The organism is Microbispora sp. GKU 823 (assembly GCF_002027145.1).
Taxonomy (GTDB): Bacteria; Actinomycetota; Actinomycetes; order Streptosporangiales; family Streptosporangiaceae; genus Microbispora; species Microbispora siamensis.
In genome coordinates this window covers 1-1,006 of record NZ_MWJN01000261.1, presented here as the reverse complement: position 1 = coordinate 1,006, position 1,006 = coordinate 1, and the positions used below count along the sequence as shown (strand labels likewise).

Genomic DNA, 1,006 nt, shown 5'->3' with positions numbered 1-1,006 from the left:
ATGGGTTCGAACATGCAGCGTCAGTCGGTGCCTTTGCTGAAGAGCGAGGCGCCGCTGGTCGGGACCGGCATGGAGTACCGTGCCGCGACCGACGCCGGTGACGTGATCACGGCCGAGAAGGCCGGTGTGGTGGAGGAGGTCTCAGCCGACTACATCACCGTGATGAACGACGACGGCACGCGGACGACGTACCGGGTGGCGAAGTTCAAGCGGTCCAACCAGGGCACCTGCTTCAACCAGAAGCCGATCGTGGCCGAGGGCGACCGGGTCGAGCAGGGTCAGGTCGTCGCCGACGGTCCGTGCACCGACAACGGTGAGATGGCGCTGGGCAAGAACCTGCTGGTGGCGTTCATGCCGTGGGAGGGCCACAACTACGAGGACGCGATCATCCTGTCCCAGCGTCTGGTGCAGGACGACGTGCTGTCGTCGATTCACATCGAGGAGCACGAGGTCGACGCCCGCGACACCAAGCTGGGGCCCGAGGAGATCACCCGGGACATCCCGAACGCCTCCGAGGACGCTCTGGCCGACCTGGACGAGCGGGGCATCATCCGGATCGGCGCCGAGGTGGTGACCGGGGACATCCTGGTCGGCAAGGTCACGCCGAAGGGTGAGACGGAGCTGACGCCGGAGGAGCGGCTGCTGCGGGCGATCTTCGGTGAGAAGGCGCGTGAGGTCCGTGACACCTCGCTGAAGGTGCCGCACGGTGAGTCGGGCAAGGTCATCGGCGTTCGGGTGTTCAGCCGTGAGGAGGGCGACGAGCTTCCTCCGGGTGTCAACGAGCTGGTCCGCGTGTATGTGGCGCAGAAGCGCAAGATCACCGATGGGGACAAGCTCGCCGGCCGTCACGGCAACAAGGGCGTCATCTCCAAGATCCTGCCGGTGGAGGACATGCCGTTCCTGGAGGACGGCACGCCGGTCGACATCGTCCTCAACCCGCTGGGCGTGCCCGGCCGGATGAACGTCGGCCAGGTGCTGGAGACACATCTCGGGTGGATCGCCGCCC

The 1,006-nt window shown here is 66.6% G+C and carries 1 pseudogene; it reads left to right on the top strand.

Annotation, left to right across the window (positions count from 1 at the left end):
* Positions 1-1,006: pseudogene (locus B1L11_RS44650) on the top strand (DNA-directed RNA polymerase subunit beta); the annotation flags it as partial.